Source organism: Rhodococcus sp. 008, assembly GCF_001682295.1.
Lineage (GTDB): Bacteria > Actinomycetota > Actinomycetes > Mycobacteriales > Mycobacteriaceae > Rhodococcus_F > Rhodococcus_F qingshengii.
Genome location: NZ_CP012749.1, coordinates 2,295,556 through 2,319,729, shown reverse-complemented (window position 1 = coordinate 2,319,729; position 24,174 = coordinate 2,295,556). Strand labels below are relative to the sequence as shown.

At 63.7% G+C, this 24,174-nt stretch carries 18 protein-coding genes; 5 read left to right on the top strand and 13 right to left on the bottom strand.

Annotated features, from left to right (window positions below; translation table 11 throughout):
* Positions 1 to 600, top strand: a complete 600-nt coding sequence (locus AOT96_RS10865; RefSeq protein WP_003943544.1) for a histidine phosphatase family protein — start codon at positions 1 to 3, stop codon at positions 598 to 600.
* Here AOT96_RS10865 and AOT96_RS10860 read toward each other — a convergent pair whose 3' ends face one another.
* The 6 genes from AOT96_RS10860 to AOT96_RS10835 form a co-directional block, all read right to left on the bottom strand.
* Positions 601 to 1,590, bottom strand: a complete 990-nt coding sequence (locus AOT96_RS10860; protein WP_003943592.1) for an ABC transporter ATP-binding protein — start codon at positions 1,588 to 1,590, stop codon at positions 601 to 603.
* Positions 1,590 to 2,687, bottom strand: a complete 1,098-nt coding sequence (locus tag AOT96_RS10855) for an ABC transporter ATP-binding protein (protein ID WP_003943600.1) — start codon at positions 2,685 to 2,687, stop codon at positions 1,590 to 1,592. The genes AOT96_RS10860 and AOT96_RS10855 overlap by 1 nt, the downstream gene beginning before the upstream one ends.
* On the bottom strand, positions 2,684 to 3,778 hold the full coding sequence (locus tag AOT96_RS10850; protein WP_007735813.1) for an ABC transporter permease: 1,095 nt from the start codon (positions 3,776 to 3,778) through the stop codon (positions 2,684 to 2,686). The genes AOT96_RS10855 and AOT96_RS10850 overlap by 4 nt, the downstream gene beginning before the upstream one ends.
* The gene (locus tag AOT96_RS10845; protein ID WP_003943571.1) at positions 3,771 to 4,727 is read right to left on the bottom strand and encodes an ABC transporter permease; all 957 of its coding nucleotides are present in this window, start codon (positions 4,725 to 4,727) and stop codon (positions 3,771 to 3,773) included. Before AOT96_RS10845 ends, AOT96_RS10850 begins: the two co-directional genes overlap by 8 nt.
* Before the next feature lie 127 nt (positions 4,728 to 4,854).
* Positions 4,855 to 6,474, bottom strand: coding sequence for an ABC transporter substrate-binding protein (locus AOT96_RS10840; protein WP_003943605.1), 1,620 nt, complete (start codon positions 6,472 to 6,474; stop codon positions 4,855 to 4,857).
* Between the two features lie 182 nt (positions 6,475 to 6,656).
* Entirely contained in the window at positions 6,657 to 8,252 is a 1,596-nt protein-coding gene (locus AOT96_RS10835; RefSeq protein WP_030536674.1) for a Na+/H+ antiporter, read from the bottom strand.
* A 26-nt stretch (positions 8,253 to 8,278) separates the two neighbouring features.
* Between AOT96_RS10835 and AOT96_RS10830 the strand changes: the two genes are divergently transcribed.
* Complete coding sequence (locus tag AOT96_RS10830) at positions 8,279 to 8,599, top strand: UBP-type zinc finger domain-containing protein (protein WP_003943615.1); 321 nt, start codon at positions 8,279 to 8,281, stop codon at positions 8,597 to 8,599.
* Positions 8,600 to 8,891: 292 nt separating this feature from the next.
* Positions 8,892 to 11,204 (top strand): transketolase-like TK C-terminal-containing protein, encoded by a 2,313-nt coding sequence (locus AOT96_RS10825; protein WP_065351726.1) that lies wholly within the window; start codon positions 8,892 to 8,894, stop codon positions 11,202 to 11,204.
* Between the two features lie 75 nt (positions 11,205 to 11,279).
* Here AOT96_RS10825 and AOT96_RS10820 read toward each other — a convergent pair whose 3' ends face one another.
* Together AOT96_RS10820 and AOT96_RS10815 are read right to left on the bottom strand one after the other, a co-directional pair.
* On the bottom strand, positions 11,280 to 12,899 hold the full coding sequence (locus tag AOT96_RS10820; RefSeq protein WP_065351725.1) for an ABC transporter substrate-binding protein: 1,620 nt from the start codon (positions 12,897 to 12,899) through the stop codon (positions 11,280 to 11,282).
* A gap of 173 nt (positions 12,900 to 13,072) precedes the next feature.
* On the bottom strand, positions 13,073 to 13,363 hold the full coding sequence (locus AOT96_RS10815) for a putative quinol monooxygenase (protein WP_003943546.1): 291 nt from the start codon (positions 13,361 to 13,363) through the stop codon (positions 13,073 to 13,075).
* 71 nt (positions 13,364 to 13,434) lie between these two features.
* Here AOT96_RS10815 and AOT96_RS10810 point away from each other — a divergent pair, with 71 nt between their 5' ends.
* Complete coding sequence (locus AOT96_RS10810) at positions 13,435 to 14,337, top strand: SDR family NAD(P)-dependent oxidoreductase (protein WP_003943614.1); 903 nt, start codon at positions 13,435 to 13,437, stop codon at positions 14,335 to 14,337.
* A 1-nt stretch (position 14,338) separates the two neighbouring features.
* On the opposite strand, the gene AOT96_RS10805 is transcribed toward AOT96_RS10810, so the two are convergent.
* Together AOT96_RS10805 and AOT96_RS10800 are read right to left on the bottom strand one after the other, a co-directional pair.
* Positions 14,339 to 15,064 carry a hypothetical protein gene (locus tag AOT96_RS10805; protein WP_065351724.1) on the bottom strand — a complete coding sequence of 242 codons (726 nt, stop codon included), beginning with the start codon at positions 15,062 to 15,064 and terminating at the stop codon, positions 14,339 to 14,341.
* Positions 15,065 to 15,214: 150 nt separating this feature from the next.
* Entirely contained in the window at positions 15,215 to 16,087 is an 873-nt protein-coding gene (locus AOT96_RS10800) for a hypothetical protein (protein WP_003943530.1), read from the bottom strand.
* 213 nt (positions 16,088 to 16,300) lie between these two features.
* On the opposite strand from AOT96_RS10800, the gene AOT96_RS10795 reads away from it, so the two are divergent.
* Positions 16,301 to 16,852, top strand: a complete 552-nt coding sequence (locus AOT96_RS10795; RefSeq protein WP_037130956.1) for a DUF732 domain-containing protein — start codon at positions 16,301 to 16,303, stop codon at positions 16,850 to 16,852.
* Here the strand turns inward: AOT96_RS10795 and AOT96_RS10790 are convergent, their stop codons facing one another.
* The 3 genes from AOT96_RS10790 to gltB form a co-directional block, all read right to left on the bottom strand.
* Positions 16,853 to 17,749 carry a cutinase family protein gene (locus AOT96_RS10790; protein WP_197523635.1) on the bottom strand — a complete coding sequence of 299 codons (897 nt, stop codon included), beginning with the start codon at positions 17,747 to 17,749 and terminating at the stop codon, positions 16,853 to 16,855.
* A gap of 184 nt (positions 17,750 to 17,933) precedes the next feature.
* Complete coding sequence (locus tag AOT96_RS10785) at positions 17,934 to 19,385, bottom strand: glutamate synthase subunit beta (RefSeq protein WP_003943594.1); 1,452 nt, start codon at positions 19,383 to 19,385, stop codon at positions 17,934 to 17,936.
* Entirely contained in the window at positions 19,378 to 23,976 is a 4,599-nt protein-coding gene (gene gltB / locus AOT96_RS10780; RefSeq protein WP_042453347.1) for a glutamate synthase large subunit, read from the bottom strand. The genes AOT96_RS10785 and gltB overlap by 8 nt, the downstream gene beginning before the upstream one ends.
* Positions 23,977 to 24,174 lie beyond the last annotated feature (198 nt).

Below are 24,174 nucleotides of genomic sequence, written 5' to 3'. Positions count from 1 at the left end.
GTGCAACTACTCCTGATCCGACACGCGCTCCCCGAACTGGCCGAGGTCACCGAAGGCCGCGCAGATCCCTCGCTGACCGACGAAGGTCGTGCCCAGGCACTACGGCTGCCCGCAGCACTGGCGCCGTACCGGATCACCGGACTCTTCAGCAGCCCGCAGAAGCGCGCACTCGAGACCGCAGCCCCGGTAGCGCAGATATTGGGCCTTCCGGTCACCCAGCGCGAGGGTCTGGCGGAATACGACTACGAGCAGCCGCACTACATCCCGATGCACGAGGTCCTGGAGCGGGCGCCGGAAACCTATGCGCGAATCAAAGCCGGCTGGCTCCCCGAGTCGGTGGACGGCGACGCCTTTCGTGCGCGAGTCCTCGGTGCGATCGACGAGATAGTCGCGGCAACGGACAACGACGCCACCGTGGCGATCTTCTGCCACGGCGGCGTCGTCAACATCGTTCTGCAGGAACTGCTCGGACTGGAGCGCCCGTTGACCTTCCCGATCGAGTACGTGTCCGTCACGCGCATTCTCGTGTCGCGAAACGGAAGCCGCAGGGTCGGGTCGATCAACGAAACCGGTCACGTACGCAACATGCTTCGCGTGTAGTCACACGTTGTGGCACGCCACCTGATGGCCGCCCTCGACGAGACGCAGCTCGGGAACTTCCTCGGCGCAGAGATCAGTAGCCAGCGGGCACCGCGTGCGGAAGCGGCAGCCACTGGGCGGATTGAGCGGCGAGGGCAGTTCGATGACCTTCTGCTCGACGTTCTGCGCCGCAGTGACGGTGGCGTCGGGATCGGGAATCGACGCCAGCAGTAGCTGCGTGTACGGGTGCAGCGCGCGGTTCTGCATGTCTTCTGCGGGAACGATTTCGCAGACGCGGCCCAAGTACATGATCATCACGCGGTCACTGATGTTCTTCACGACGGCCATGTTGTGCGCAATGAACAGCAGCGACAGCCCGTGACGCTTCTTCGCGTCCTCGAGCAGGTTCAGAATCTGCGCCTGCACGGAGACGTCGAGGCTCGAGACCGGCTCGTCACAGATCAGGACCTTGGGGTCGAGCATCAATGCGCGGGCGATGCACACGCGCTGGCACTGACCACCCGAGAGTTCGCGTGGGGTTCGATCCCACACCATGTCCGGGTCCAGCCCGACCTCGGCAAGAACCTCGCGCGCCCGAGCTTCGATGGCGGCCTTGTCTTTTCCACCCCAGATCGACGGACCCTCGGTGATGAGAGCCTTGACCTTGCGACGGGGATTCAGGGAGGAGATGGGATCCTGAAAGATCATCTGCAACTGAGTGCGGCTGCGACGCAATTCTTCCGCGCCCAGTGCCGTCATTTCCGTCTCTCCGAGGCGGATCGAGCCCGACGTCGGTGAGGGCAACTGCATGATCGCCCGGCCCGCCGTGGACTTGCCACAGCCGGATTCACCGACCACGCCCAAGGTTTCGCCCGGCGCGACGGTGAAGCTGATTCCGGACACGGCGTGAACGGTCTGGCCCTTGCCGACGTTGAATTCGACGACCAAGTCCTCGACCGTCAGGGCCGCGTCCACCGTCTCGGGCTTCCTGGTATCGGTTGCTGCAGTCATCAGACCATCTCCTTCACCGCGAGCGTCAGGCCCGCTGCGGTAGTGCCGGCCTTCTCGTTGGCGACCAATGCCGTTGTGCCTTCGGGGGTGTCGACCGGGTAGTGGCACGCGAACGTGTGGCTTTCGGTTGTGTTGTCCCCCGGTCCGCCGGGAGCCAGGGCCGGGTCGCCGGTCAGGCAGTCGTCCTGGGCGTACCGGCAGCGAGCCGCGAAGCGGCAACCGGTGATCGGCTTCGTCATGTCCGGGAGCCCACCCGGAATTGTTTGCAGCACTGTGTGCGTCGGTGATTCGAGTCGCGGAATCGCGGCCATCAGCGCTTCGGTGTACGGGTGGCGAGGACGAGTGAACAACTCTTCGGTCGCCGACGTTTCCACGACGGAACCGGCGTACATGACGGCGACACGATCGGATCGGCCCGAGACCACACCGAGGTCGTGGCTGATCAGAATGACGGCCATGTTGAGCTTGTCATTCAGTGAGGCGAGCAGATCGAGAATCTGCTTCTGCACCGTCACGTCGAGAGCGGTGGTCGGCTCGTCGGCGATCAGCAGTTTCGGCTCGCAGGCCAGCGCCATCGCGATGACCACACGCTGTCGCATACCTCCCGAAAGTTCGTGGGGGTACTGATCGAGCCGACGCTTGGGCTCGGGGATACCCACCATCGACAGGAGTTCCGCTGCGCGATCGCGGGCCGCGTCCTTCTTCAGACCCAGGTGGAACTTCAAGGATTCGGTGATGTGGGTACCGATGCGCTTGAACGGATTGAGCGAGGTCATCGGATCCTGGAAGACCATGGCGATCTCGGGTCCCCAGAAGTGCTTCATCTCCGACTTCTTCATCGTCGACATGTCGCGGCCGGCAAACGTCACCGTCCCGCTGATGTCGAGAGCCGGACCCTTCTGGAGCAGTCCCATGATGGTGCGCCCGAGAACCGACTTGCCGGAACCGGATTCACCCACGATGCCGAGAGTTTCGCCGGCGGAGACGTGGATCGAGACACCGTCGACTGCTCGCAACTGGCCACGGGGAGTGGCGAATACGGTTCTGATGTTGTCCGCCTGCAGCAGCGGAACGCCGTTCTGAGCTGAAGTGGTCACAGCTTACTCCGATACTTCTCGCCGATGAGGTTGAAGGAGAACACCGTCAGGAAGAGGAAGACGCCTGGTACCAGGACGATGAACGGATGCTTCTCCACGATCCCGCCCTGACCTTCCGCAATCATGTTGCCCCAGGTCGGATCAGGTTGTGCGATACCGAGTCCGAGGAAGCTCAGTGATGCTTCCGCGACGATCAGGCCGGAGACGGCCACCAGTCCGAGCGCGGCGACGGGAACGAGGACGTTGGGAACCAGCTCGCGCCAGATGACGCGCCATTTGGTGGCGCCCATGGCTCTCGCGGCAAGCACGAACTCCCGTTGGGCGACGACGATGGTGTTTGCCCTGGCGATTCGAACCATGCTGGGAATGCAGAGAATCGACAGTGCGAGGGTGATGTTGCGCAGGTTCGACGTGAGCACCGCGGCCAGTGCGATGAGCAGCACCAGAGAAGGAATGGCCAGCAGCGAGTTGGTCAGGATTCCGACCACGGCGTCGACCTTGCCACGGAAATAGCCGGCCATGACGCCGATGGTGCCGCCGATGATCATGCCGATCAGCACGGCGCAGATGGCGACAGTCAAGGAGGCGCGAGCACCGAACAGGGCGCGGGCAAGCAGGTCGAGACCGAAGTTGTTGGTACCCAACGGATGATCGGAGAGCAGGCTCGGCGATGCGAAGCCCGGCTCGGCCAAGGTCTTGACCGTGTCCTTGTACTCACCGAGCGGCAGCAGCGGCGCGAAGATCGCGGCCAGGATCAGCGCGACCAGCCAGATGCACGCCAACCAGTACGAGAGATCGAACTGACTGCCCCACTTGGACGTACCGAGTTTGCCGAGACCCTTGAAGAGGAAAACCAGGGCAACGAGCGCGAGCACGATGCGGACGGTCATCATGATCGCTGAACCGAAGAGTGCGGTGCCGAGCAGCGCAACGCCGACCACTGTGAGAATCGATCCGATCAGGACCAGATTCTTGGGCTGTTCCAGCGTCTCGACGGGACCGGGAGCCAGCAGGACTGTCTGCTGCCGGTATGTCATCACCTCGGACGGGGCCGGCGACGGGGCCGCTCCGTCTGGCGTCACTTCAGACATGGACACGACGACTCCTCGGGTCAAGATAGGTGTACAGAACATCGATCGCACTGTTGACGAGGACGTAGATGACCGCGATCACGACCACCGCGCCCAGCAGCATCGGCGAATCACCCTGCTGCGCTGCGCGGACGATGAGCGTGCCCATTCCGGGCAGTGAGAACAGCGTCTCGACGATCACGGTGCTGCCGATCATGCCGCCGAGAGCCAGACCCATCATCGTGATGAGCGAGAACGACGACGGGCGAAGCGCGTCGCTGAAAAGCACTCGCAGCGTGGGCATTCCCTTGGCCTTCGACGCGAGGATGTAATCCTCACGGAGCGTCGTCACCAGGTCGGATCGGAGAACGCGAGTGAACATCGCCATCTCGAGGAGGCTGATGGTGATCGCGGGAAGTATTGCGTGTGAAAGGTTTCCGGACAGGCTGTCGCCGATGCGCACCCACTGTGATCGCGGGAACCAGCCGAGCCAGTTGACGGTGACCATGATCAGCAACAGACCGGCGAGGAAGCTCGGGACGGAAAGAACACCGAACGTCGCGGCGCTGATGACGCGGTCGATGACGCCGCCTTCGTGGTGCGCCGACCAGAGTGCGAGCGGAACTGCGACGACGAGTGCGATGACCAGACCCATCACTGCCAACTGAACGCTGACGGGGAGAGCGGAACTGATCGCGGTGAGGACGTCCTGCTGCGGGGGAACGAGCGAGTTGCCGAGGTCGCCCTGGAGAGCGCTGGTCAGCCAGTCCCAATAGCGAACCAGGAGTGGATCGTTGAGTCCGAGCTGCTGCCGAACTTCCTCGTACTCGGCAGGCGTTCGGCCTTCACCGAGAACGGAGACAGCGGGATCGCCGGGGATCAGTGATGCCAGCACGAAGGTTCCGAAGCTGACGATCAGGATCACAATGACGAGCTGGCCCAATTTCTTACCTATTGCGCCGATGTTCATCGATTTCGTCTCCTTCGGACAGCGAGCTCGCAATACACAGCAGTTCCTCTGATTTCATTTCTTCGTTCGCAGCCGGCCCCGATCCGCTGCAGTACGGGCGCGGGGCCGGCTGTGAACTTCAGGCTCTCTAGGACTTCCAAGCTCCGTCGAAGAGCACGATTCCGTCGAGGCTCTGCTCGAGTCCGTGAACGTTCTGGTTCCACACGTCGAGTGCGGCGACGTTGCCCCACACCTGCCACGGGACGGTCTCGTTGGCGCGTTCCTGGATCTGGGCCAGGACTGCCTTCTTGTCCTCGTCGGTGGTTGCGACGCCCAACTTGTCCAGAAGAGCATCCATTTCGGCGTCGGAGTAGCCGGTCGCGTTGTTACGGCCACCGGACTTGATGCCCGTGTACAGACGCTCGTAGGGATCGGCCTCGGCGAGGCTCAGTGCTGCGGTGCTCATGTCGTAGTCGTGATCGGCGTACATCCGCTTGACCAGATCACCTGCGCCGGTGACGTATTCGATCTGAGCGTCGAAGCCGACTGCGTTGAGCATCGCCTGGATGGCCAGAGCCGTTGCCTGTGCGGACGGTTCCTGGATGGAGAGGAAGGTGATCTTTCCGTCGTAGCCGTCGGCCTTGGCCTGATCGAGCAGTTCCTTCGCCTTGGCGGGATCGACGCCGATCGGTGCGACGTCGTTGTGCCAGCGCGAGGTGTCCTGGAAGATTTCCTGGCCGGGCAGTCCCTTGCCGTTGTTGACGCGGGTGTTGAGCGTCTCCGGATCGACGGCCAGCGCCATCGCCTGGCGGACACGGACATCCGAGCCCGGGCGGCCCGGGGCCATGTTCACGTTGGCGATGTAACCGAGCGACGGGATGTCGACGAAGCCGGGGTAACCCGACTCGATCAGATCCAGGATCGGGGTGAGCGTACGCATGTACGCGGCGTCGATGCCGCCCGTCTTGAGTGCTTCGGCGGTGGGCTGAGCGCCGACGATGCTGATCAGCTTGAGCTTGTCGATGTTCGGTGCGCCGTCGTAGTAGTCGGGGCGAGCAGCCAACAGCAGTTCCTCGTTGGGAGCGAACTTCTCGAGGGTGAAGGCGCCGGCGCCGATCGGGGTGAACTGGTCACCCTGCTGGGCGCTCGGGGCGACGATCATGCCGGGTCCGGTGGCGAGCATCGACTGGATGCCTGTCCACGGATCAACGAGGTTGAAGACTACGGTCGTCGCGTCTGGGGTGTCGATCGAGGCAACCTTGGAAGCCCACAGGCTCGACTGAGGTCCCTTGTTGGTGACGTAGCGGTTGATGCTGTCGGCGACGGCCTTCGAGTCGAGAGCTGTGCCATCGCTGAACTTCACACCGTCGCGGAGCTTCAGCGTCCAGGTCTTGCTGTCCGAACTCGCTTCGAGCGACTGAGCGAGCTTGGGCTCGAACTTCTGCCCGATGGGGTCGTAACGCATGAGCACGTCGTAGATGGCGCTGAGCTCGCTGCCACCGGTGGCGCCGGCAACCTGAGCCTTCGCGGGATCGAGAGTCGTGACCGCCGAGTAACCGCTGAACGTCAGCGTGCCGCCCTTGGTGGGAGTGCCGGGATCGGCCTGCTCGTTGACCATGCCGATCTTCAGCGAGGAACCGGAATCAGCGGATTCGCCGCCGCCATTGCTCGAGCCGTTGTCGGCGCACGACGCCAGGAACATACTTGCGGTGATCGCCAGCGCAGCCGCAGCCAATCTGCGACTTCCGCGGCGGGAACTACGACTCATTCGAATGCCTCCAAGGCGGGGTGAGACCGTGACGTGATGTTGAACACGAAACAGTCTGTGATGGGAGGCACAGAAAATTGGATCGAGTCTCGCTCAGTGGAATCGGTTAAGTTGCAGGCCTCAACAGTCAGGTAAACCGACCCTGGCCAGCGGTTACCTTCGTGGACAGCAGACCAGCCGGTCTAGTCCCGGTCGAGCGTCGCTTCCTCGAGATCGAGCTCGCGAAGTACCTTCCGGAGGACCTCGTCGTCGATCCGGCCGGCATCGCGTTCGGCGATGAAGACGCCTCGCTCGGCATCGATCATCTCGAGGCGCAGCGAGCGGAAGGCGTTCGACGGGCTCTCCCCCAGATCCTCGTCGCTGCGTCCCAGTCGCTCCCACGCCGAGTTCGCGCGGTGGGTGTTCCAGCTTCGCAAGATGTCCGCGGCACGATTGCGGACCTGAGGGACGTCGTCGGCGTCGGCTCCGACCAATTCGTCCAGCCGCGCCGCAGCGGCCCGTGCAGCCTTGTCCTGGGCTGCCGCCTCGGCGCGGGCGTCGGACTGCTCTTCGTCCCCCTGCACGCCGAGGACACGGATCACCCACGGCAACGTCAGGCCGTGCAGCAACAGCGTGCCGACCACGACGACAAACGTCAGGAAGAGGATCAGCGACCGCCCCGGGAAGTCCTCCCCACTGTTGACCGTCAGCGGAATGGCGAAGGCAGCTGCCAGCGACACGACCCCTCGCATACCGGCCCACGACACGACGAACACCGCCCGCGCCGAAATCTCCGGCTCCCTCGCTCGAATACGCGGCGACAGCCAGCGCGGTACGTACGTGAACGGGAACACCCAGGCGATTCGGACCACCACGACGGTCACGAGAACGGCAACCGACGCCCAGACGACGATCGAAGTGCTGTACCCCTGCAATCCGTTGACGACACTGGGCAATTGGAGACCGATCAACAGGAAGACGAACGACTCCAGGATCAGGTCGACGGCCCTCCACACTGCCGTGTCCTGCAAACGCGTCGCATAACTCGCACGGGTGGAGCGCTGGCCGAGGAACAATCCGGCTACGACGACCGCGATGACGCCCGACGCGTGGACCTCTTCCGCAGCCAGGTAGGTGAAGAACGGCACCACCAATCCGATTCCGCTCTCCATCACCGGATCCTGGAGCTTGCCGCGAACCTTCGAGATGACGAACCCCACCGCGAGGCCGATCACCGTTCCACCGACCGCCGCGACGAGGAAGGTCTCGAAGCCGCCGATCAGCGTCGCACCCGTACCGACGGCAGCCGCGAGAGCGACCTTGTACGCCGTCAGAGCGGTGGCGTCGTTGAGCAGGCTCTCCCCGCCCAGCAGGGTCATGATCCGGCGCGGCAGGCCGAGCTTGCGTCCGATTGCGCTCGCGGACACCGCGTCCGGCGGCGCCACGATCGCGCCGAGAACCAGAGCAGCCGCTATCGAGAACTCCGGCACGATCAGGTAGGCGACAAAGCCCACCGCAGCCGTCGTCGCCAGGGGAAGCCCCACCGCGAGAAATCCGATCGGACGCAGATTCGAGCGCAAAGCCAGGTATGAACTGTCCAGTGCTGCCGAGTACAGAAGTGGAGGCAACACGACGAACAGGACGAGGTCGGGATCGAGTTCCAATTCCGGAACACCCGGTATCTGACAGGCGATCAAACCGACCAGGACGAGGATCAGCGGCGAAGACAGCCCGAACCTTCGCGCGACCGCCGCCACCAGCAACGCCGCTACTACAACCCCCAGTAATATGCCGTTCACCCTGGCAGCATGCAGTATGGAAGGCGATGAAGAAAATCCTGAAGCGAGCAGCAGCTCGCACACAGCAGCCCGCACCCGCTCCCACCGGTTGCGAGGAACTAACCAACGCGCCCGAAACGGACCCGGCGGCGCTGACGCCCGGCGTCTGCCAGGAGTGCGCCGAGTTGGGCGAGGATAACTGGTCTCACCTGCGCATGTGCCTGTCCTGCGGCCACGTCGGATGCTGCGATTCCAGCCCTCATCAGCACGCCACCAACCACTACCGCGAAACCGGGCACCCGGTCATGCGCTCACACGAGCCCGGCGAATCCTGGCGCTGGTGCTACGTCCACGATCTGATGGACTGACCGCGCGCGACTGGCGGTGCACTGCGCATAGTGCCCACCTGTCACGGCGCACAGCCCTCGGTGTTGCGCACATTGCTCAATCCACCGGGTAGCTATTGCCCAATCTGTATGCCGATGATGGACTTTGACGCAGAATCTGCACAACAGATCGACAGGTGCGGCTGGACTTTGCCGCACCGAACGGTTCGGCCTCAGGAAGTCCTGCCAAACATCACAACCACATCGTCGGCCCCACGATCTGGGGTACAGGCGGTGCGGTGATCGATGTCCACTACTGAAGGCAGGACCGGCCGTGAACAGCCCCAACATCGACCAGAACGCTCCCGAGTCACTGGCGGAGATCGAGAAGCGCGTTCTGTGGTTGTCGACCGCGATGATCCATCACGCCAACCGTGTCCGTCCGAATCCCAGTGGGCTCAAGGTCGGCGGCCATCAGGCCTCGTGCGCGTCGATGGTCTCGATCATGACGTCCCTGTGGTTCGGCCAACTTCGTTCCGGCGACCGGGTTTCCGTCAAGCCGCATGCGGCGCCGGTGCTCCACGGCATCAATTATCTGCTCGGTGAACTCGACGAGTCCTACCTGACGACTCTGCGCGAATTCGGGGGCCTGCAGAGCTACCCGAGTCGATCGAAAGATCCTGATCCGGTGGATTATTCGACCGGTTCGGTGGGCATCGGCGCGACGGCTCCCATCTGGGGCGCCATCGCTCGCCGATACGTCGACGCCTCCCTCGGCGGCGCCGGAACCGGGCGTCAGTACTCCCTGGTCGGTGACGCCGAACTCGACGAGGGCGCTGTGTGGGAAGCAGTTCTCGATCATTCGGTTGCCGAACTGGGTGAGATCGTGTGGATAGTCGACCTCAACCGCCAATCACTCGACCGGGTGGTGCCGAACATCGCGGCAACCCGCCTGGAGCGCATGTTCTCGGGTGCCGGTTGGCAGGTCATCACCGTGAAGTTCGGTGCGCTGCTGGAATCACTGTTCACCCGGCCGGGCGGCACCGCGTTGCGCGAACGAATCCTGGACATGCCGAATCCGGAGTATCAGCGTCTGCTGCGATGCACGGCCGACGAGGTACGTCTGAGACTGCCCGGCGACGCGGCGGACGCCGACGCGATCACGGCGCTGATCGACGACCTCGACGACGCCACGGTGCTCGAAGCCATCCGCAATCTCGGTGGCCACGACCTCGACGCTCTGCGAGAGGCGTACGCACAGATCGACGACACCCGTCCCACCGTGATCATCGCGTACACGATCAAGGGTCGGGGTCTGCCGACGCAGGGTCATCCGCAGAACCACTCGTCGCTACTCACCACCGAGCAGTACGAGATTCTGGCGGCGGAACTCGGCATGGATCCGTCGAATCCCTGGGAACGGTTCGAGACCGACAGCCCGTCCGGCCGCATCTGCGCCGAAACCGCTGGGCGCCTGGCTCGCCCGAAGGTGGAGCATCTGGTGCCCCCGGCAGTTCCGAAAGACATCGGCCGTACGCCCTCCGGCACGTCCACCACTCAGGCAGCTCTCGGCCGGGTACTACTCGACCTCAGCCGCGAAGCGCCGGACGCCGCGAAACGTGTTGTCACACTGAGCCCGGACGTCAGTTCCACTACCAACCTCGCAGGCTGGCTGAACAAGGTCGGCGTGTGGTCCCCCGACGAGCGGCACAACTGGTTTGCCGACGACGCCGAAACGATCATGCACTGGCGTGAGAAGCCCACCGGTCAGCACATGGAACTCGGTATCGCCGAGACCAACCTGGTCGGACTGATGGGCGAACTCGGTGCGACCTGGAGTCGTTGGGGCCAGCCACTCTTCCCCATCGGGGTGATGTACGACCCCTTCATCGAGCGGGCTCTCGAACCGTGGTCGTACGGCATCTACGCCGGAGGGCAGTCGATCATGGTCGGCACTCCGTCGGGCGTCACCTTGGCCGCCGAAGGTGGTGCGCACCAGTCGATCAAGACCCCGTCCATCGGACTGGAACAGCCGGGTTGCACCAGTTTCGAACCGGCATTCGCCGTCGACGTGGAGTGGACGCTCCTCGACAGCATCGGACGCCTCGGTCGCCCGGACGGCAGCTCGTCGTATCTGCGCCTGTCGACCCGTCCGGTCGATCAGGCCCTGGCCGCGGTACCGACCGATCCGGCTGCGCGAGAACGCCGTCGACGTCAGGTGGTGGCCGGGGCATACACACTGCGGCACAACCCTGATCCGGCCGTCACCCTGGTCGGCATGGGTGCCACCGTCACCGAAACACTGGTCGCAGCCGAAAGACTGGGCGAGCAAGGTATTTCCGCCGACGTCGTGTGCGTGACCAGCCCCGGCTTGCTCTTCGAAGCACTCCAGTCTCGGCGCGGTCTCGCGGACGGTCCGTCGTGGATCCTGGATCAGGTCTTTCCGAGCAGCCGGTCCGCGCCGATGGTCACCGTTCTCGACGGGCACCCGCACACCCTCGCGTTCCTGACTGGAATCAACAACGTTCCGGGTGCTGCGCTCGGAGTGAGCCGGTTCGGTCAGGTCGGTTCGCTCGAGGACGTCTACCGGTACCACGGCCTCGACTCCGACAGCATCGTCCGCGCCGCCCTCGATCTCACTTCTTGATCGATCGCACTCTCTGATGCCGAGAAGCGTCCCCGCAGGGACGCTTCTCGGGTCCAGTCAGTTCTTCAGAAGCCTTCAGTTCTTCCAGGCCTTGTCGAAGAACATGATTCCGTCCAGGCTCTGCTGAATGCCGTGGACGTTCTGTCCCCACACACCGAGCCACGGGGTGTTGCCGTAAACCTGCCACGGCACAACCTCGTTGGCGCGCTCCTGGATCTTGGCGAGCACCTCGATCTTCGAGTCGGTCGACGTCGCGACACCCAATTGATCGAGCAGCGAATCCATCTCGGGGTCGGAGAAGCTCGTGGCGTTGTTCCGTCCACCCGACTTGAGATTGGAGTACAGACGCTCGAAAGGATCGGCTTCCGCGAGGCTGGCGGAACCTGTTGCCATGTCGAAGTCGCGGTCGGCGTACAAACGCTTGACGACGTCGGCAACCGAGTTGACGTACTCGATCTGGAAATCGAAACCGACGGCGTTGGCCATCGACTGCAGTGCGAGAGCCATCGCCTGCGCCGAATTCTCCTGCAGCGTAAGGTATGTGATCTTGCCGTCGTAACCGTCAGCCTTGGCCTCGTCGAGAAGCTGCTTCGCCTTGGCGGTGTCGACGCCGATCGGAGCGACGTCGTTATGCCAGCGGGAGGTGTCCTGGAAGATGACCTGTCCGGGCAGACCCTTGCCCTCGTTGAGTCGGTTGTCGAGTGCGACGGGATCGGTTGCGAGCGCCAATGCCTGACGGATGCGCACGTCGGCACCGGGACGACCGGGTGCCGTGTTCACCAGCGACAGGTACGACAGCGACGGAATGTCGACGAAGCCCGGGTAGCCGGAGTCGATCAGATCCAGCACGTTCGGTAGCGAACGCATGTATGCGACGTCCGTGCCGCCGCTCTTGAGCGATTCGGTGGTGGACTGCGAACCGACGATGCTGATCAACCGCAGCTTGTCCACGTTCGGGGCACCGTCGAAGTAGTCCTCCCGAGCGTCGAGGATCAATTCCTCGTTGGGAGCGAACTTCTCGAGGGTGAAGGCACCCGCGCCGATCGGGGTGAACTGATCACCTTGCTGGGCGCTCGGCGCGACGATCATGCCGGGGCCCGTCGAGAGCAGTGACTCGATACCGGTCCACGGGTCGACGAGATTGAAGACGACCGTCGACGGATCCGGAGTGTCTACCGACGCGACCTTCGACGCGTACAGACTCGACTGCGGTCCCTTGTTGGTGACGTAGCGATTGAGGCTCGCCGAGACGGCCGCCGAATCCACCGGCGTCCCGTCGCTGAACTTCACACCGTCACGCAGTTCGAGGGTCCACGTCTTGAAGTCGGAACTCGGCTCCATCGACTCTGCGAGCTTCGGAACGAATTCCTTGGACGCCGGGTCGTACCGCAGGAGCGTGTCGTAGATCGCGCCCAACTCCGAACCGGCGACCGAACCGGCGATCTGAGTCTTCGCCGGATCGAGATTGGTGACGGCGGAGTACCCGCTGAACGTGAGGGTGCCGCCCTTGACCGGATCGCCCTCGCCGGACTGCTCGTTGACCGGGCCGATGGACAATCCCGAACCGGAGTCCGGTGCGTCGCCGCTCCCACCCCCGTTCCCGCTGTCAGCGCACGACGAGACGAACAGGCCGGCGGAGACTGCCAGCGCGACGGCGGCAACCTTGCGGTGACCGCGCCGAGAACTGCGACTCATTCAAAACCTCCAGGTCAGAAACTGTGATGTGAAGCATTGTCGAGACAGTTTGTGACTTAAGGCACAGGTATTAGTCGCAGGTCCCGCTCAGTGGAATGAAGCGCGACGATTCGTCAGTTTCGAGCGACATTCGCAGGTCAGACCCTTAGCGAAGGTCAGGAATTCATTCTGATTCAGGCGCCTTTCAACGGATGAATCGCCGGAGCGCCGTCGAGAAGTGGTCCGGCAGCGGCCAGCGCGGCCTGCAGATGCGGGGACTGCATGTGAGCGTCCAACTCCTCCTGCCCGCGCCAAGTTTCGATCGTGACGAACGTGCCGGGCGCAGCCGCTGACTCGAACAACTCGTACGACACACAGCCGTCCTCGGACCGACTCGCCTCCGCGAGAGTTGTCAGAGCCGATCGGACGTCGTCCTCGGAACCGGACTTGGCCGGGATGGTTGCAACTACACGAAGCTCGCTCATCGGATACCTTTCGCAGAGGGGAAGTCAGCTAGAGACACACGCCACAAACGTACACACAAAAAGGGCAACCAATGGGGCTACTCAAGGACGTCACCGGCTGGCGACGCGGAACGAAGTTGCAGCGTCGACTGCGCGATCTCACCGGCACGCTGGTGGTGATCACCGGTGCGGGCAGCGGCATCGGGCGTGAAACGGCCCTCGCCTTCGCCGCCCAGGGAGCTATCGTCGTAGTCTCCGACATCAATCTCGAAAGCGCGCAGGACACTGCGGCACTTGTAAACATCCCTTCGCAAGCCGGCGGCGCCGAAGCAGTGTTCGGTGGCGGTGCCCACGCCTATCAGGTGGACGTGTCCGACGAACAGGCCGTGATTCGGTTCGCGGAGACCGTCGCGGCACATCACGGCGTACCGGACATCGTCGTCAACAACGCCGGAATCGGGTTCTCGGGAACGTTCGCCGACACCGAGCAGCGCCAGTTCGAGCGCGTCATGGACATCAACTTCTGGGGAGTTGTCTACGGCTGCCGGGCATTCACCCCGATGATGATCGACCGGGGAACAGGAGGGCACGTCGTCAACCTGTCCTCGGCCGCCGCGTACACACCCCAGAAGGCCCTCACCGCGTATTCGACAAGCAAAGCAGCGGTATTCATGCTCTCGGATTGCCTACGGGCAGAGCTGCTTCCACACGGCATCGGCGTCAGCACCATCTGTCCCGGCCTCGTTCACACGAACATCCTCAAGACCACCGAGTTCGCCGGGACGACCGCCGAGGAGCAGCTCGAGAACCAGACCAAGGTCGACAACTTCTACCGCAAGCGGAACTTCACTCCTGATCGAGTCGCCAGTGCCATCGTGAAAGCGGTTCGCACGAACAAGGCCGTCGTACCCGTGACCGTCGAAGCCAAGCTCGGACGCACGATCAGCCGGTTGTCTCCCGGGTCGATGCGCGTCGGAGCTCGGTTCGAGATCTAGGTCAGCTGCCGAAGCTCAGGCTGCCCGTGAAACCCTGCTGCACATCGGCTTCCGAGCGGGGAAGAACCTCGTAGGTGCTGGCGTACTGGCCACTGAAACCGGTGACGGTGATCGGGCGTCCGACGGCGACGGCATCGACGTCGATTCCCGTCTGGGTGTTGACGAAGATGACGGTGTTTCCCTCGGCGCCCGAGACCAGGATCTTGTGACCGTACGGCAGATCGTCGACGACGGGTCCGCTCACGATTCCGGACACCGTCACGAGACGACCTTCGCTACCCTCACCGATCGCATTGAGGGGCAGTCGCGCCGGGCTGATCTGGGAGGTCGTGCCGATTACCTCGACGGCAGTCGGGCGGACGACGAGCAGGCCTTCCTGATCCGCGAGGACTCCGGTGACCTGAACCTGATCGCCGAGAGCAATCCCGGAGTTGTTCGGATCGCTGATGTAGATGCCCGAATTGCCGCTCTGGAGACCAAAGCCCTTGTCGTAGAAGCTGGATTCGAACACTCCGGACGGCGTAGTCGCGGTTCCCACGACGGTGACCGTCGTTCCGATGGCCTGCGCACGGGCTGCCGCGATGGGGTCCGCGGACACCTCACCGACAACTGCTGCCGGCTCCGCCGTCGCTGCAGTACCGACAAACATGGTGGCTGCGGCCGCAACTGCCAGTGCCGTCACACCTCGACGCAGGACCGGACCGGCAAGAACGCTGTCTCGAAACATGTTTGAGGACTCCCCTGTGATTTCGTGGCCGCGCAGGTGCTCCTGATGGAGTGCCGCCTTCGCCCACCCTGAGGCACAGGTTATTACAGGTCGGACGCCGCAGCGGTGGTGACATTCCGTCACCACCGCTGCGTCTAGGCTTCCGATTTTTCAGGAACCGGAGCTTCCGGACGAACCGCTCGAGCCACTGGAACCGCTGGATCCTGTTCCGCCGCCGAGATCGTCGAGAGGATCGCTACCGGTGAGGCCGCCCGGGTACAGGTAGGCGTCGGAGATCGTGCTGAGCGAGGTTCCCGACGTGGCCGGTACCTTTGCTCGCCAGTTGACGATCGGGTTCAGCACTCCGAACGGTCCGCAACCACTGGCGGCGGGCAGTGCGAAGCCGGTGGCCTGGTTCCCGACCGGGCTCACCTTCAGTGCATTGTCCGGGAGCACCGTGTAGGTCGGTACCACCGACGGGTCAGGCGCGAGACGAAGATTCACCGGCGCAGCCGCGGAGCCCAGGTAGCAGTTGTCGCCGAGGAACGCGTTGTTGATCTTCATCCGCACCGGGATGCTCAGATCCATGTCGGTGATGATGCCGTTGAGGGTCGGGGCAGCGGTCGCCTCCACCTCGGCGGTGACTGCGGCGAGGCCGAACAGATTGCCGAACGGCAGGTCGATTCCGAGGACTCCACCCGGAACGGTCAACGGCTTGGAGTAGACACCGTGGTGTCCGTCGTCGCGCGGGAGAAGAACGGTGGACTCACCTTCACCGGAGCCGGCCTCGGCGGCGATGATCATGTCGCCTTTTCCGATCGGGAGGTTGAAGCCGTTGTTGTCGAAGGTTCCGCTCTGAACCACAACCGACACACAGGATTCGGCAGTAGCCGGACACACTGCGGCACCGGGTATCGAATTGTCGACCGGATCCTGAGCCGAGGCCATCGGCGCCGCGAACGCGAGGACCGCACCTGCGGTACCTGCAATGACGGCCACGCGCGTGCCGAGACGTCTGTTGCCGTTCTTGTGAGATTTCTGCACTGATTTCTCCCTGCCGTTTATGTGATGGGGGACGAAACTCGCAGTCATTGCTTGTGTTTCGACCGCCGCCGACAAGGTCTTTGCGGTGTGCTCCTACTCACAAGTAACAACTGAACAGATGTATATCACAGGACTTCGACTTAAAAACAGGGCAAAAGGGAGTTTCCTTAAAACGGACAAAATAAGCGGTACGGTGTGTAACACTCACGGGTGATGAACACGAACAGACTGGTCCTCTGCGTCGCGGCAGCGGGCCTACTCCTCAGCGGCTGCAGCAGCCAATCCGACAGCGACGCATCGGAATCCACTTCTGCTGCCACCAGCACGTCGGTCGCGGCGACGTCGAGTTCGACTGCCCCCAGTACGCTTTCCGAGCTGCCGACCAGCCCGCTCGCCGCAACAACTCCGGAAGCGGCGCCGAGCGTCGTCGAATCGACGCCCCCGCCGGTATCGCTACCGGTAGCGCCAGCGGCCAATGCACCGATCGACGCCCGCTCACCGGAAGAGATCGTCGCGAACGCCGGCGAGAAGGGGCAACGGTACATCGCCGCTCTGCGTCTGGCCGGGATCCCGCCCGCCGGAATGGATTCCGCCGAGATCCTCTACGCCGACGGCACCTGCAAGGCGCTCGCTGACGGTATGCCTCGGTCCGAAGTGCTGGCGGAGTTCAACTCCGTCGGCGAGGTGTACTCACAGATCACGCCGATGTCCTCGCAGCGCATTGCCGAGATCTACGTCGACACGGCGGAGCAGACGTACTGCTGATCAGGCCTTGCCGGCCAACCAGCCGTGCAGCCAGGATGTAGCCGAATTGCCTGCGCCGTCAACGACGTAACGCGTGTAGTCGGTGTGGACCTGCGAGCCGTAGAAGTCGACCAACTGATCGATGCGCCGCGAGTTCGCGCCCGGATCGAGCTGGGCCATCAAAGCGGGGAGACCGCCTGCGGTGATCAGATCATTGACGATCACGGCGGCCTCGTCGCGAAGCGCGAGCGCACTGGCCGGAGTGGGATCGGACGCCTGAGCCATGAATCCGGCCAGACGCATCACGAAATCGTCCTTCGGCGTCGAGCAGTACAGGTCACCGACCGCGCAGAGCGTCACCGTTTTGCCTGACAGCCAACCGAATCCACCGATGCGAGGGCCGCTGGCACCGTTACCGCCGACAGCGGGGCCGATCAGGACGTCGGACTCGGAACGTCGGGGATCGGACAGCAAGCCGACGCCCTCGACGCGAGTCGGGGGGACAACGCCGATGCCGGTTCCGATCTCGGCGGCGAGATCGCCTGCCGCGTCGGCACCCTGGCTGTATCCGACGATGGCGAAGCGAGTGTCACCGCACGAGGCGGCCATGGCGCCGATCATGCCGCGGGCATTGTCGACAGCCTGCTGCTTCGACTTGGCGTAGACGTTGGATTCCCAGGGGAAGGCCGTCGCCGAGTAGGTGACGTAATCGGTGCGTACGGAGCCCGGAAGCCCGTTTGTCACCGGAGCGAGCATGCCGGCGCCGGGCCTGGTGCCCGAGGGCTCCCACGTTCCCGGGATGGCCACGACGTACAGGCTCGGGCAGGGATCAGCCGACGCCACGGGAGCACTGACAACCGGTACCACTGCTGCCGCAGCAAGTGCCGACAACACCGCAACGAGACGCCTCGCACGCATGAAACTCCCCTGATTCAACTGAAGCAACCCATACACCACTATCGATGCTCAGGAATCATACTGTCTGGGCGTTGTGTCTGTCCGATGCACGATCGATGAAGGTTTGTTACAGATCGTGCGAATTGCTTGCAGAAACAAAGCCGCACCCCACCGAATGCGGTGGGGTGCGGCTTTGTGAGAGCCTCTAGCGCTGCGGAGCCGCTGTCGGGTGGATCGGTGACGGAAGGGCCGTGACACCCTCGAGGTAGGTGTCCACAGCGGCTGCTGCGGAACGTCCCTCGGCGATGGCCCAGACGATCAGGGACTGACCGCGGCCCATGTCGCCGGCCACGAACACGCCGTCGACGTTGGTGTTCCACTTCGACGTGCGGGCGACGTTGCCACGCTCGTTCAAGTCGACACCGAGATCGGTGAGCAGACCCGGCTTCTCGGGACCGACGAAGCCCATGGCCAGGAGCACGAGATCGGCTTCGAGCTCGAAGTCCGAGCCCTCGACCTTCTCGAAGCGACCCGACTTCATCTCGACCTCGTGAGCCTTGAGTCCGGTGACCTTGCCGTTTTCACCGACGAAGTTCTCGGTGTTGACGGAGAACAGACGCTCGCCGCCCTCCTCGTGAGCCGAAGCCACGCGGAACATGAGCGGGTACGTCGGCCACGGAGTCTGCTCGGCGCGAGTCTCCGGCGGACGCGGCATGATCTCGAACTGGTGGACGCTGGCCGCACCCTGACGGTGCGAGGTGCCGAGGCAGTCCGCTCCGGTGTCGCCGCCGCCGATGATGACAACCTTCTTGCCCTCAGCGGTGATGGTGGGAGCGTCGAGGTCACCCAACTGCACGCGGTTGGCGATCGGCAGGAACTCCATCGCCTGGTGGATGCCGTCCAGTTCGCGGCCCGGGATCGGAAGATCGCGAGCTGCCGTGGCGCCGCCGGCCAGAACCACTGCGTCGAACTGCTCACGCAGCTCGTCCGCGGTGATGTCCACGCCGACATTGACGTTGGTCTTGAAGACGGTGCCTTCGGCTTCCATCTGCTCGAGACGGCGGTCGATGTGCCGCTTCTCCATCTTGAACTCGGGGATGCCGTAGCGCAGCAGGCCGCCGATGCGGTCTGCCCGCTCGAAGACCGTCACTGCGTGACCGGCGCGGGTCAGCTGCTGCGCTGCAGCCAGACCGGCCGGACCACTGCCGACAACCGCAACCTTCTTGTTGGTGGCGTGCGCGGCGCGAACCGGCTTGACCCACCCTTCGTCGAAGGCCTTGTCGATGATCTCGACCTCGACCTGCTTGATGGTGACCGGATCCTGGTTGATGCCCAGGACACAGGACGCCTCACAGGGTGCGGGGCACAGACGACCGGTGAACTCCGGGAAGTTGTTGGTCGCGTGCAGACGCTCGATGGCGTCGTGCCAGTGGTCCTTGTAGACCAGGTCGTTCCACTCGGGAATCAAGTTTCCGAGAGGGCAACCGTTGTGGCAGAAAGGAATTCCGCAGTCCATGCAACGGCTGGCCTGGGTCTTGAGGGTTTCCTTCGGGAACTCCTCGTAGACCTCTTTCCAGTCGAGCAGGCGCAACGGCACCGGCCGGCGAACCGGAAGTTCGCGCGACGTGTGCTTCAGGAAGCCGCTTGGATCACCCACGAGCTGCCTCCATAACTGCCTCGTCCACGTTCTTGCCATCCTTCTCTGCGGCCGCGATGGCCAAAAGAACCTTCTTGTAGTCGCGGGGCATCACCTTTGCGAAGTGACCCACCTGCTGCGACCAGTCAGCGAGGATGCGCGTTGCAACCTCGGAGCCGGTTTCGTCGCGATGACGTTCGATGGCGCCCTTCAACCAGGTGAAGTCGTCGCCCGAAAGATCCTCGAGGTCCACCAGTTCGGTGTTGAGGTTCTTCTCGAATGCCTTGTCGGGGTTGTAGATGTACGCGACGCCACCGGACATGCCGGCGCCGAAGTTACGTCCGGTGGCTCCGAGGATGACCACCTTTCCACCCGTCATGTACTCGCAACCATGATCGCCCACACCCTCGACGACGGCAGTGGCGCCGGAGTTACGGACTGCGAAGCGTTCGCCGACGACACCGCGAAGCAGAGCCTCGCCGCTGGTGGCGCCGAACAGGATGACGTTGCCACCGATGATGTTGTCCTCGGCGACAAAGCCTTCCGCTGCATCCAGCGGCGGGCGTACGACGATGCGTCCACCCGAAAGGCCCTTGCCGACGAAGTCGTTGGCGTCGCCGTGCAGGCGCAGGGTCATACCGCTGGGCACGAAAGCACCGAAGCTGTTACCGGCGGAACCGGTGAACGTGATGTCGATGGTGCCCTCGGGCAAGCCCTCTCCACCGAACGCCTTGGTGACCTCGTGGCCGAGCATGGTGCCGACCGTGCGGTTGACGTTGGTGATCGCGGACTCGAAGGAGACCGCCTCACCCTTGTCGAGTGCGTTGCGGGCCGAGACGATCAGCTGCTGATCGAGCGCCTTGTCGAGACCGTGATCCTGCGTGCCGGTGCAGTGGACGTCCTGGTCCATGAACGCGGACTCGACCTGGGTGAGGATCGGCGACAGATCGAGATTGCCTGCCTTGCTTCCCTTCCAGTGATCGAGAGCGCGCGTGGTGTCCAGCATGTCGACCTGGCCGACGGCTTCGAGCAGCGTGCGGAAACCGAGTTCCGCGAGAAGCTCGCGAACCTCTTCGGCGATGAACATGAAGAAGTTCTCGACGAATTCCGGCTTGCCACTGAAACGCTGACGCAGCAACGGGTTCTGCGTCGCGACACCGACGGGGCAGGTGTCGAGATGGCAGACGCGCATCATGATGCAGCCCGAGACAACCAGCGGTGCGGTGGCGAAACCGAACTCCTCGCCGCCGAGCAGGGCAGCGACGACGACGTCGCGACCCGTCTTGAGCTGGCCGTCGACCTGCACGACGATGCGGTCACGGAGACCGTTGAGCAGCAACGTCTGCTGGGTCTCGGCGAGGCCGAGTTCCCAGGGTGCGCCCGCGTGCTTGACGGAGGTCAGCGGGGTGGCACCGGTGCCACCGTCGTGACCGGAGATCAGAACGACGTCGGCATGTGCCTTGGAGACACCGGCCGCGACGGTTCCGACGCCGACCTCGGAGACCAGCTTCACGTGGATGCGGGCCTGCGGGTTGGCGTTCTTCAGGTCGTGGATCAGCTGAGCGAGATCCTCGATCGAGTAGATGTCGTGGTGCGGCGGCGGCGAAATCAGGCCGACGCCAGGCGTGGAGTGCCGAACCTCGGCCACCCACGGGTACACCTTGTGAGCCGGAAGCTGGCCGCCCTCACCGGGCTTGGCTCCCTGCGCCATCTTGATCTGGATGTCGGTGCAGTTGCTCAGGTAGTGCGAGGTGACACCGAAGCGTCCCGACGCGACCTGCTTGATGGCACTGCGACGCAGATCGCCGTTCTCGTCCGGCGTGAAGCGCGACGGATGTTCGCCGCCCTCACCGGAATTGGAGCGGGCGCCCAGACGGTTCATCGCGATGGCGAGAGTCTCGTGAGCCTCGGCGGAGATGGAGCCGTAGCTCATCGCACCCGTCGAGAAACGCTTGACGATCTCGCTGGCCGGCTCGACCTCGTCGATCGAGATCGACGGCCGCTTGCCGATGTTGAAGTCGAACAGACCACGCAGAGCGGCAAGGCGCTCCGACTGGTCGTTGACCATGGTCGTGTACTCCTTGAACACCTCGTACTGACCTGTGCGAGTTGCGTGCTGGAGCTTGAAGACGGTGTCCGGGTTGAACAGGTGGTACTCGCCTTCACGACGCCACTGGTACTCGCCGCCGACCTCGAGCTCGCGGTGAGCGCGCTCTTCGGGGCGATCGAGGTATGCGACGGCGTGACGTGCCTGGACGTCGGCTGCGATCTGGTCGAGGCCGATGCCACCGAGCTGCGACTGCAGACCGGTGAAGTACTCGTCCGTCAGCTCCTGCGAGAGGCCGATGACCTGGAACAACTGAGCACCGGTGTACGACGCGAGCGTCGAGATGCCCATCTTGGACATCACCTTCAGGACACCCTTGCCGGCTGCCTTGATGTAGTTCGCGATGCCCTTCTCGAGGGTCAGACCCTCGAGCTCGCCGTTCTGCAGGAACTCGTCGATGGTCTCGAAAGCCATGTACGGGTTGACCGCTGCGGCACCGAAGCCGATGAGGAGCGCCATGTGGTGCACCTCGCGGGCGTCGCCGGCCTCGACGATGAGACCGACCTTGGTGCGCGACTTCTCACGAACCAGGTGGTGGTGCACGGCCGAGGTGAGGAGCAGCGACGGGATCGGCGCGTAGTCCTCGGTGGACTCACGGTCCGAGAGCACGACGATGCGTGCGCCACCCTCGATTGCCTGCGAGACCTGGTACTTGATGCCCTCGAGCGCACGACGGATACCGTCGCCGCCTTCCTTGACGGGGTACAGGCCGCGGATCACGACGCTGCGGAAGCCCGGGAATTCGCCGTCGTCGTTGACGTGAACGAGCTTCGACAGGTCGTCGTTGTGCAGGATCGGCTGCGGGAGCGCAATCTGCTTGCAGGAGTCCGCATTCGGGTGCAGCAGGTCACCCTCGGGGCCGATGGTCGCGCCGAGGCTGGTGACAACCTCTTCACGGATCGCGTCGAGAGGCGGGTTGGTGACCTGAGCGAAGAGCTGCGAGAAGTAGTCGAACAGCATCCGTGGACGTGACGAGAGCACGGCGATCGGAGTGTCGGTACCCATCGAGCCCAGTGCCTCGGCACCGGAGAGTGCCATCGGCTTGACCAGCAGGTTGACCTCTTCGTTGGTGAAACCGAAGAGCTGCTGACGCAGCACGACGCGCTCGTGCGACATGTACGTGTACGGACGGTCCGGCAGGTCGTCCATGTGGATCAGACCTTCGTCGATCCACTGCTGGTACGGGTGCTCGGCAGCGAGTTCGTTCTTCAGTTCCTCGTCGCTGATGACCCGGCCCTGCGCGGTGTCCACGAGGAACATGCGGCCGGGCTGGAGGCGGACCTTGCGGACCACGGTGGACGGATCGATCGGCAGAACGCCGACCTCCGACGCCATGACGACGAGGCCGTCTTCGGTGATCCACAGACGCGACGGACGCAGACCGTTGCGGTCCAGCACGGCGCCGATGACGGTGCCGTCGGTGAAGCACACCGACGCCGGTCCGTCCCAGGGCTCCATGAGAGCCGAGTGGTACTCGTAGAACGCCCGACGAGCGGGGTCCATGCTCTCGTGCTTCTCCCAGGCTTCGGGGATCATCATGAGAACTGCGTGCGGCAGGCTGCGGCCGGCGAGATGCAGCATCTCGAGCACCTCGTCGAAACGAGCGGTGTCACTGGCACCCTGGGTGCAGATCGGGAAGATCTTGTCCAGGTTCTCGCGGCCACCGAAGACGTCGCTGTCGATGAGGGACTCGCGAGCGCGCATCCAGTTCTCGTTGCCCGTGACGGTGTTGATCTCACCGTTGTGAGCGACCCGGCGGAACGGGTGCGCCAGCGGCCACGACGGGAACGTGTTGGTGGAGAAGCGCGAGTGGACCAGGCCCAGTGCGCTCTCGACACGATCGTCCTGCAGGTCGAGGTAGAAACCCTTGAGCTGCGGGGTGGTGAGCATGCCCTTGTAGACGAACGTCTGGCCGGACAGGCTGGGGAAGTACACGGTCTCGCTACCCGGGCCACCCTTGCCGGCGCCTTCGGAGCCGAGTTCGTGCTCGGTGCGCTTACGCACCACGTATGCACGACGCTCGAGATCCATGCCGGTGTACTTGTCACCCTCGGAGCCGATGAAGATCTGACGGAACGTCGGCATCGCGTCGCGCGCCAGTGCGCCCAGCGATGAGTCGTCGGTTCCGACCTCGCGCCAGCCGAGAACCTTCAGGCCCTCTTCGACGACGATCTTCTCGACTGCAGCAGCAGCCTCGTGTGCATCGGCATCGCCCTGCGGGAGGAATGCGATACCGGTTGCGTACGCGCCTTCGGCGGGCAGCGCGAAGTCCACGACAGCTCGGAAGAACTTGTCGGGAACCTGCAGCAGAATGCCCGCACCGTCACCCGTGTTGGGTTCTGATCCGGCAGCGCCGCGATGCTCGAGGTTGACCAGAGCGGTGATCGCCTTTTCGACGATGTCCCTGCTGCGGCGACCATGCATGTCGACAACAAATGCGACTCCACAGGAGTCGTGCTCATTGGACGGGTGATAGAGGCCCTGGGGGCCTGGAAGTTGCTTCATACCCAGCCTTCGTATGCCATAAAGATGCACCGACGACCAGCAGCGCTGATGGCCATCAACTTGCAATGCAAGTCCTTCAAAGCACCGACACGACGATGTGTTCGGTACCACCGAAGTAGCCGCCCTGCGCAGACGCGATGGTGTGCGTTCTGGCACCCGGCGACGTGAGTCTTCGGTCGGTTGAAACTTTTGTGAGTC

What these genes read in the sequence shown, in the direction of transcription:
- AOT96_RS10860 (WP_003943592.1), bottom strand. Translation starts at nt 1,590, where the DNA reads ATGACTGCAGCAACCGATACCAGGAAGCCCGAGACGGTGGACGCGGCC.
- AOT96_RS10850 (WP_007735813.1), bottom strand. Translation starts at nt 3,778, where the DNA reads ATGTCTGAAGTGACGCCAGACGGAGCGGCCCCGTCGCCGGCCCCGTCC.
- AOT96_RS10845 (WP_003943571.1), bottom strand. Translation starts at nt 4,727, where the DNA reads ATGAACATCGGCGCAATAGGTAAGAAATTGGGCCAGCTCGTCATTGTG.
- AOT96_RS10840 (WP_003943605.1), bottom strand. Translation starts at nt 6,474, where the DNA reads ATGAGTCGTAGTTCCCGCCGCGGAAGTCGCAGATTGGCTGCGGCTGCG.
- AOT96_RS10830 (WP_003943615.1), top strand. Translation starts at nt 8,279, where the DNA reads ATGAAGAAAATCCTGAAGCGAGCAGCAGCTCGCACACAGCAGCCCGCA.
- AOT96_RS10820 (WP_065351725.1), bottom strand. Translation starts at nt 12,899, where the DNA reads ATGAGTCGCAGTTCTCGGCGCGGTCACCGCAAGGTTGCCGCCGTCGCG.
- AOT96_RS10815 (WP_003943546.1), bottom strand. Translation starts at nt 13,363, where the DNA reads ATGAGCGAGCTTCGTGTAGTTGCAACCATCCCGGCCAAGTCCGGTTCC.
- AOT96_RS10810 (WP_003943614.1), top strand. Translation starts at nt 13,435, where the DNA reads ATGGGGCTACTCAAGGACGTCACCGGCTGGCGACGCGGAACGAAGTTG.
- AOT96_RS10805 (WP_065351724.1), bottom strand. Translation starts at nt 15,064, where the DNA reads ATGTTTCGAGACAGCGTTCTTGCCGGTCCGGTCCTGCGTCGAGGTGTG.
- AOT96_RS10795 (WP_037130956.1), top strand. Translation starts at nt 16,301, where the DNA reads ATGAACACGAACAGACTGGTCCTCTGCGTCGCGGCAGCGGGCCTACTC.
- AOT96_RS10790 (WP_197523635.1), bottom strand. Translation starts at nt 17,749, where the DNA reads ATGCGTGCGAGGCGTCTCGTTGCGGTGTTGTCGGCACTTGCTGCGGCA.
- gltB (WP_042453347.1), bottom strand. Translation starts at nt 23,976, where the DNA reads ATGAAGCAACTTCCAGGCCCCCAGGGCCTCTATCACCCGTCCAATGAG.